General features: G+C 36.9%; 5 protein-coding genes. 1 reads left to right on the top strand and 4 read right to left on the bottom strand.

What is annotated here, in order from left to right:
* Together AC27JL_RS18280 and AC27JL_RS18285 are read right to left on the bottom strand one after the other, a co-directional pair.
* Nucleotides 1-2,259, bottom strand: coding sequence for a polysaccharide lyase 6 family protein (locus AC27JL_RS18280; protein WP_487196271.1), 2,259 nt, complete (start codon nt 2,257-2,259; stop codon nt 1-3).
* A 145-nt stretch (nt 2,260-2,404) separates the two neighbouring features.
* Nucleotides 2,405-3,283, bottom strand: a complete 879-nt coding sequence (locus tag AC27JL_RS18285; protein ID WP_008131457.1) for an NAD(P)-dependent oxidoreductase — start codon at nt 3,281-3,283, stop codon at nt 2,405-2,407.
* A 729-nt stretch (nt 3,284-4,012) separates the two neighbouring features.
* Between AC27JL_RS18285 and gloA the strand changes: the two genes are divergently transcribed.
* A complete protein-coding gene (gene gloA / locus AC27JL_RS18290; protein WP_058428639.1) occupies nt 4,013-4,399 on the top strand; it encodes a lactoylglutathione lyase in 387 nt (128 codons plus the stop codon).
* Between the two features lie 49 nt (nt 4,400-4,448).
* On the opposite strand, the gene AC27JL_RS18295 is transcribed toward gloA, so the two are convergent.
* The gene (locus AC27JL_RS18295; RefSeq protein ID WP_010558061.1) at nt 4,449-4,715 is read right to left on the bottom strand and encodes a DksA/TraR family C4-type zinc finger protein; all 267 of its coding nucleotides are present in this window, start codon (nt 4,713-4,715) and stop codon (nt 4,449-4,451) included.
* A 129-nt stretch (nt 4,716-4,844) separates the two neighbouring features.
* Nucleotides 4,845-7,712: a M16 family metallopeptidase gene (locus AC27JL_RS18300; protein ID WP_058428638.1), complete on the bottom strand. Its 2,868-nt coding sequence runs from the start codon at nt 7,710-7,712 to the stop codon at nt 4,845-4,847.
* Nucleotides 7,713-7,900: the final 188 nt, after the last annotated feature.

Raw genomic sequence — 7,900 nt, forward strand, 5'->3', positions numbered from 1 at the left:
TTACTGCCCCTCATTTATCACGTTGTTATTTTCAAGAATTGCGGTATGCGGACCTTCAACTCTTAGTTCTTTTACACTTGGGGCGGGTGTTTCTTTAAATGTATTTTTTAATACTTTTGTGATTGGCTCGCCAACAGTATGCTCAACGACTATGGGTGCTGAATTAGTAAACTCGTTATTTTCAATATTAGTAACCTGCACACCATGAACATAAATACTGGCTTTTTCTTTATTGCGTTTACCAAGGCCAACATTGTTAAGCGTATTATTTTTCATCTCAAAATGAGGGCCAAATGTACTTTCGTCAGAACCGCCTCGGTAGAGTTTTACTAAACTGCCTTTTACATTTTTAAAGCTATTGCCGGTAACCGTCACGTACTCTGCGTTGTAAACACCTAAGTCTTCGATTTCTGTATTTAGGCGTAATACATCGCCCGTAATTTCATTAAATGTATTATTATTTAATACAATGGTATCGGCCATAGCCCCTTTACCAGTGACGAAAAAATGAAATGAATGATTAATATCTAATGCATTGATTGCTGTATTTGTCATTTCAAAGCGGTAATTTTCTATCATTCCCCACTTTTGTGTACGAACCACACTGTTACCAATGGCGTCAGGCGCGTTCTCACCTGAAATTGATAAACCATGGATTTTTAAGCTGCCGCCATCATGAATTTCAAATAAGGTAGAACGTTGAAAGGTAAGCTTTGATTGGCCTTCTTTCTTTGCCTTTATGGTGAGTGTTTTGTTTATTTTTACTAATTTAGAAATATCGTATTGACCAGGTGCCAATACCAATACATCACCTGTATTAGCATTTTCAATAGCATTTAATAAAGCATCTGCACCCGCTTTAACATTGATTTTTTTGCCCGAATCAAATGCTGTTAATGCAGGTGTTTTAGGATACCAACTAACACCTACCTCTTCTTTTTTTAATACTTTTAAGTCGCGTTTTACGCCTACATTTAACTTTTTAGATACTGGGTAAAATAATCCATTTTTGGCTTTTTTTAGCTTTATATCTTGCTTTTCTACACCATAAGCTAGCTCATCTAACGCATTGGTATTGGCAGCATTATTACTAAGGACTAAACCAGTCACGTCGTCAAATGTTGTAAACGGCTGATTACCACTTTGATTTACAATCAAATTGTTGCTCATTGTGCTGTTTATTGGGACTGCACTGCGTTCAGCATCACTTCCTGCCGCGAGCTGTATGTGACGTACATTTACGAATGTATTATTTTCGATTGTGGCGTTTTCTACCTGATGGTAGCGATTAATTGACGAATTAGGTACGCCATTCATTACAGTGAAACCACTCCCGAAGCGGTAGCCAGTTAACCCTTCTAGGTAGTTATTTTTAATAATTTGGTCTTTGTTGATTACGCGAATACCGCCAGTATGATCAACACCATTACCAATAAATACGTTTTCTTCTATTAGATTACCATTGCCATGGCGTAGCGTTAGTGTGCCTCGAGCTTCATAAAACAAGTTATTCTTAAGGGTATTTTTACCTGACTTAACAGATATTATTTCAACTTCACCATTAGTGCGCTCAAAGTAGTTGTTTTCAACCAAGGTATACGAGTCAGTTAAAGAATAATGACTTGTACCTATTCGTAGTGTTTCGCCACCATTGGATCCAAATGTAGGACGGTAGCCAAAATAATTATTGTCAATTTTGTGATGATTTTGTTGGCTTTGAGGAGTATTTAATCGAACAGCGACTGTCACACCTTTATTTCTTTTTCCCACTAGGTGACTGTGGTCAAATCTATTGTGTTGGCCGTATAGCGCTACCCAATAATCTGACTCTCGCTTATCTGGATTATTGTAATTGTCGATCACAACGTTGGTAACACGTGAGTGGTAAGCTAACTCTTTTTTATCACGACGAAACTCAATTACTGCAGAACTGGGTGTATAGCCACCTTTAAAAACTAAACCCGACACTTCAAGGTATTGACCCGCAAGACGAAGATTAGATTGGCCTGATAAAATAACGCTGCCGTGTGTTTCAGCTGTTAACGTAATAGGTGCATTTTTTTTACCCTGGCCCTGTAATAAAATTTCAAAATCAGACCAAGTTCCATTTTTAAGAATAACTTTATCGCCTGCAAGTAGGTTTGCTGCAATATCGTTGAAAGCCTGTTGGTCCTCTACAAAATAATCTTTGGCCGCTATGTGTGTTGATAGGCAACCGATGAGAACTAGACTAAGCTTTATTGTATTAATCAAACGCATAGTTAACTCTTTTTCGTTGTGACTAAGTAAATGCGCTATCAGGGTTAAATAGACTGACAATACATAAAGACTTAAGTCAATTGGTGTCATGTGTGTTGAAGCGCTTTAAGTCATAAGCTTAAAGCGCTTTAAAGCTAGAAAAGAATTACTTTTCTAGTTTTTTGAAGTAATCAAATATCTCTGGCACGTTGCCTTGGCCCATACCTGCGTCAAATGCAGCTTGTAAGTTAGCAGACGAACCTTCAGCAATTTTTGATTGAGTGCCTAAATCTTCAACCATTTGTAAAAAATAGCCTAAGTCTTTATTTGCATTGGCGATAGAAAAACCCAAGTCGCTTACATTATCAACCGCGTAGTTTTTACAAAAATGCATAAATGGGGAGTTTGACGGACCAGTAGACATTATGTCGAACAATTGCTGACGGTCTACACCTGCAAGCTCTGCAACAGCAAACGCTTGTGACATAGCACATACAGTCGTCATTCCCATAAAGTTATTGATTAACTTAGTTGTGTGGCCAGCGCCTAAATCACCTAAGTGAAAAACGTTCTCGCCTTGGTCTTCTAATACAGATTTCACTTTATTAAAGGTCGCCATATCGCCAGACGCCATAATATTTAATAAACCATCTTTGGCATGTGCAGGTGTACGACCTAATGGCGCGTCAATCATACCAGCACCCTTAGCAGCTAAGTCAGCACCAATTTTTTTAGTTGAAGATGGTATCGATGTACCGAAGTCCACAAGCACTGCGCCTTCTTTGATCCCAGCTAAAATACCATCATCTGCGTAAACAATTTTTTCAACAACAGCTGAAGTTGTTAGACAAAGCATTACAATATCTGCACCTGAAGCAAGTTCTTTCGCCGTGCTTGCTGTTTTTGCGCCTCGAGCAACACATGCAGCAACTGCATCTTTGCTTAAATCCATAACAATCAGCTCATAGCCTTTGTTTTGTAAATTTTCGGCCATATTGCCGCCCATAAGGCCTAGACCGATGAAACCGATTACAGGTTTTGACATGAAAAACTCCTAGATATGATGGCGCAAACTTTTATGATAATGAGTAATGATTTACCCCATAAAATAGGTACGCTCTGTCTTTTATTTAATTCAGTAGAGCCACTGTATTTAGTTAAATAAATAAGTTTTTTGTACTTTGTGAAAGTAAAAATGTTGAACCAAATTTTCATTGGTTTTGCATTTTTTTATGCTCTTATTTAAATTTAAAATTTAGTGTAACTCTGATTGATTGCTAACCCATTTAGTAACAACGTTAAAGAGGTTACCAATTGGTATGCACAAACATTATGACCAAATGCATTTATTGTCAACCAATAAGTTGCTTTTTGTAAATTAGCCAGTTACAACCAAATGCTAATAGAAATAAAAATACTCAACAATTACAAAAAGATAAAAGCTAAAACCTAACTCTTCGTGTAAAAGCATTGTTAAATAATATTAAAATAAACTTTCAGTGACAGGTTGACCAATAAGCGTAAAAATTGGCTAACCAGTCGCATTTTTATTTAAAATTGGTAATTAATTTAAGTTGTTAACTCACATATAAATAATAAATGTTTTATTTATTCATACTTAAATACTAAATGGACGTTTTATTGGTTGTAATAAACATGTGCTGCCCTTATATAATCTCAAACTAACAAAGCAATTCGCCTTCTATAAAAAACGTATTTCAAAACGTCTGAATGAAAGGCCGACTACATTCAAATAAAGTTTAAGGTTACTTACATGCGCTTATTACACACTATGCTTCGCGTTAAAGATTTAGAAAAATCCATTGCGTTTTACACGCATGTTCTTGGTATGAAAGAGCTACGTCGCTCTGAAAACGAAGAGTACCGGTACACGTTGGCCTTTATAGGCTATGGCGACGAAAAAGATACAACCGTCCTTGAGCTAACATACAACTGGGATCAAAGTAGTTACAGCTTAGGAGACGCCTACGGGCACATCGCAATTGAATTTGAAGACATATACAAAGCGTGCGATGACATAAAAGCTGCAGGTGGAAATATAAGTAGAGAACCCGGCCCAGTTAAAGGTGGGACAACCCAAATTGCATTCGTTAAAGACCCTGATGGGTATGCAATTGAACTTATTCAGAAAAAATCATAAATAATAATGTGTAATATTTTACCCAAAAAAAAAGGTGCCCTGGGCACCTTTATCGTAATTGACTATCTTTACTACCACGGCGATTGAACGCGTTAGAATTGCTTGGTAGTCCTTCTAATTCTGCTTGGCATGAAATGCAGTAGCGTACGCCTGGTAATGCTAGCCTTCTTGCTTGTGGTATTTTCTCGTCACACTCATCGCAAATCTCAGCACTAGCTCCAGTGATTAAGTTTCTTCTTGCATATTGTACTGCATCGTTAACACTTGCATCTATTTGCTCTTGAATTGCGCCATCTCGCGCCCATCCACTTGCCATAAATCCTCCTCTTTTTCTGGAAGTTTTATATAGGTTAACAAGTAAAATATTTATAAGCCCTGAATAGAGAAGAGATAAAATTAAAGCAGCTAAAAAGCTGCTTTATCATACCGATTATTCAATTAAATATTAAAGGCTATAATCAACAACCTTCATACCTAATTTCTCAAGCTCTGGACGCAATGTCTTTGCATCTCCAACCACTAGGTAAATCATATCTTTAGCATTTAAGTGCTTTTTAGCTAAAGCATTAATTTCTTCTTTACTAATAGTGCTAACAATCTTATTTCTTTCTTTTACAAAATTAGGTTCTAAATCAAACTCTAAAATTTGTGCCAAAAAGCCAAGTTTTGCATTAGGGGTTTCGTATTTAAGCGCATCTTTTTGGTTAATTGCCTTACGCATAAACATCAGCTCTTCGTCTGTTACACCGTTTTGAGCGTAGTTATTAAGCTCATTAGTAAACTCTGTAATAGACGCAGCAGTCGAATCAGCTCTTACTGCTGCAGAGGCTGTAAAACCACCTGATGTTTTATCACCCCAAAAACGTGAACGAGCACCATATGTATAGCCTTTATCCTCTCGTAAATTTAGATTGATACGGCTGTTAAAAGTACCACCAAGCGCAAAGTTCATTAAATTAGCTTTAAAAAATTCACCTGTAATATCTTCAACCATATCGCGTTTACCGATACGAATTTGTGATTGCGGCGCACCAGGTTTATCTACAAGATAAATTACGTTTGTTTGAACGTTAGGCTCGGTAAAGTCTACATCAAAACTTTGGCCTTTCCCTTGCCAGTTAGCAAGTGCTGATTTAACTTTTGGTTCGACAGCAGCTTCACTTAAATCTGATACTATAATGACTTGAGCACCTTGTGGTTTAAAGTTGGCTTTATAAAAAGTTTCAACGTCATCTAATGTAATAGCCTCAATACTATTTAGCGTTCCAGAACTTGGAAGTGCAGCTATATTGTCGCCATATAGTAATTTGCTATATGTATTAGATGCTAAATACCCAGCATCCTTCATTGAATGTTGAATATTTTGAACGATTTGCTTTTTATTACGCTCAAAATCATCGGCATTAAATGCTGGTCTAAATAACTTTTCTTCAACAAGCTTTAATGTTGCGTCTAGGTTTTTAGTCAAGGTAGAAACATATACATTTGTGTGTGTTTTATCAGCGTATATGCTTACTTGGCTACCCAGTTTTTCAAGCGCGTTACTCATTTCCTCTGTAGTATAGTTTTGCGTTGACTCGCTCATTAACGATGCAGTCATCGACGATAAACCCACTTTACTGGTCTGCTCGTTATAAAAGCCACCCGGTATTTTAATGAATACAGCTGTAGTGGGTGTTTCACTGCTTTGAGTGCCCAATATTTTAATACCGTTGTCGGTCTTAGTTTGCCAAAGCGCAGGTACGTCTACAGCAGGGTTTGCACCCGCTACAGGCTGAACACTTCGATCAAATGTATCAACAGCTCTTCGGGCGACTAAATCATCAGCAGAGGTTGTCGAGGGGCCTCCAAAATCATGCTTCTTAGGAGTAAAATTATCTGGAGCGGCTATAAGTTGAGTTTGTCCCTCTGGAACTACACTCATAATAACTGCAAATTTACCTTTAATGTATTGATTAAATACACGCATAACATCTGCTTTTGTCACACTGTTATAGCGTGCAATTTCAGCTTTCGTTGAGTTTGGATTGCCCGTAAATGTTTCTGATGCAGCAAGTTGAGATACCTTTCCGGATACGCTTTGTAAGCCAAATATTGCACCCGATTCTATTTTTGCTTTTACTTTATCTAAATCGTCTTGTGTAACACCGCGCTTTTCAAATTCAGTAAATGAATCACGTACAATTTTTTCCATATCAGCTAACGTTTTACCTGATGTGGGGTTTGGTAAAGCATAAATACTAATTGAGCAAGATAACTCTTGGCATGGGTGATTGGCACTAGCTTGAACTGCAAGTTGAGTTTTTACTAGGTTTTTATAAAGTAATGAGTTATTGCCACCACCTAAAATTTCGGCAAGTATATCTAGTGGTGCTTCATCCTCAGAGCGAGCATAAGTCGTTGGAAAACTCATTGCCAGTAAAGGTAAATGAACTTTATCTTCCATCGATATATATCTATCAGCATTTAGTGTTACCGCTTTTTTTTCAACTTTAGGTATTTCAGGGCCTTTTGGGATTGGCGCAAAGTATTTAGTAACTAATGGCAATATTTCATTAGCGTTGATGTCTCCACCAATGGTAAGCGTTGCGTTATTAGGACCATACCATTTCAAAAAGAATGCTTTTAGGTCATTAACATTCACACGATTTAGATCGTCCATAAATCCAATAACAGGCCACGAATACGGATGTCCATCGGGATACATTGCTTGTGCCATACGCTCACCTAAACGACCATAAGGACGATTATCGACTCGTTGACCTCGTTCATTTTTTACAGTTTCTCGTTGTACTTCAAATTTTTCTTGAGTCACAGCATCTAATAAAAAACCCATTCTGTCAGACTCTAACCACAACATCTTTTCTAACTGATTTACAGGCACTGTTTCAAAATAATTTGTTCTATCTGAATTAGTAGTTCCATTTAAAGTACCACCTGCCTCTGAGATTATTTTAAAATGCTCTTCGTCAGCAACATTTTCAGATCCTTGAAACATCATATGCTCAAAAAAATGAGCAAAACCTGACTTACCAAGTTCTTCGCGAGCAGATCCAACATGGTAGGTAACATCAACGTGCACTAGTGGATCTGAATGATCTTCATGCACGATAACTGTTAGACCATTATCAAGTTTATATTTTTTATAAGGTATATTGATATCGTTAGGATTAGCTTGAACAGATTCTATGAGTGTAACGCCTGGAATTGATACTTCTGCTACTGTATTTTTATCAATTGCTTGGGTTGAGCTATTACAAGCAGCTAACCCTGATGCTAATAATACTGCAAGTGCTATTTTTGAGAGTTTCATTTTTTAGTCCATTTTTAATTAACTCAATGAGTTTAAGGACTAAGCAGAGTTACAACAAGTTGTATTGAAGTGAAATTACTATGGTTTTGTAACTAAGTGTAAACAATTAATCTTTAAGAGAAAATAATAACTAATTTTAGAGGAAAATCTGTGGATATCTTAACAACACTTCACTTCCCTATTGAATA

Source organism: Pseudoalteromonas sp. 4NS20-0020 (assembly GCF_057554385.1).